Raw genomic sequence first — 563 nt, forward strand, 5'->3', positions numbered from 1 at the left:
CAGTGCGCCATCGGGCCGCAACGCACGGCGAGCGCCCCCCATGCCGTACCAGGCCAGGAACGCCGCGCCGCCCCAGCGGGCGATCGCCAGCAGCCACGGCTGGCCCTGGATCAGCGCGCCCATGCCGGCCACGCCCGCAGCGATGGCGATCACGTCGATGGCGATGCAGGTCCCCACCGTGAGGGCCACATGCCGCCCGAGCAGGCCGACGCGCAGCACATGCGCGTTCTGCGCACCGATGGCGATGATCAGGCCGCCCCGGCGCCGAAACCATGCAGAAAAGGGGTGATGGAAGACCACATCGGCGAATTGTCTGGGGCCGGGGCCGAATCCCATCCTGAATGGGGAAAATATCGACTTGGCTGAGAATTCCTCAGCTTTCAACCCCAAAGGCGCCATGGCACTGGATTCCAAACAATGCGAGGCCTTTCTCGCCGTGGCCGAGGCGGGCAGTTTCGAGCAGGCCGCCGCCGCGCTGCACATCACGCCCTCGGCGGTGTCGCTGCGCGTGCGCGCGCTGGAGACGCGGCTCGGCCAGCCGCTCATCGTGCGCGGGCGGCCCA

General features: G+C 69.3%; 2 protein-coding genes. One reads left to right on the plus strand and one right to left on the minus strand.

From position 1 onward, the window contains the following. A partial coding sequence (locus tag AC27IQ_RS26855) for a LysE/ArgO family amino acid transporter (RefSeq protein ID WP_487091522.1) occupies window positions 1-399 on the minus strand: 399 nt, incomplete at its 3' end. On the opposite strand from AC27IQ_RS26855, the gene AC27IQ_RS26860 reads away from it, so the two are divergent. After that, window positions 398-563, plus strand: a 166-nt coding sequence (locus tag AC27IQ_RS26860) for a LysR family transcriptional regulator (protein WP_487091523.1), incomplete at its 3' end; no start/stop codon positions are given. The genes AC27IQ_RS26855 and AC27IQ_RS26860 overlap by 2 nt on opposite strands.

The organism is Acidovorax sp. KPB24-07 (genome assembly GCF_057543315.1).